The following is a 232-nucleotide window of genomic DNA, read 5'->3' as shown; positions in this document are numbered from 1 at the left end:
ACCCGGGGCTGCGCTTCTGACGCTGCTCGGCGGGGCGATTTTCAGCCTGTGGGAGGCGATGCTGTTGGTGTCATTGGCCTCGACGCTCGGCGCCACGCTTGCCATGCTCGTCAGCCGTTATCTGCTGCGTGACTGGGTGCAACGGCGCTTTGCCGCACAGATGAACACGATCGATGTGGGGATGGTTCGCGATGGCGCGCGCTACCTTTTTGCCCTGCGCCTGATGCCGTTG

General features: G+C 63.8%; 1 protein-coding gene. It reads left to right on the top strand.

The window, feature by feature from the left end; all coding sequences use genetic code 11:
- Nucleotides 1-232: VTT domain-containing protein (locus RG959_RS25000; protein ID WP_342799388.1), on the top strand; the 232-nt coding region annotated here is incomplete at both ends.

Source organism: Domibacillus sp. 8LH (assembly GCF_038806185.1).
GTDB classification, from domain to species: Bacteria; Bacillota; Bacilli; order Bacillales; family Domibacillaceae; genus Domibacillus; species Domibacillus indicus_A.
Note: the sequence above shows the minus strand (reverse complement) of the source record. Positions and strands in the feature narration are given on the sequence as shown.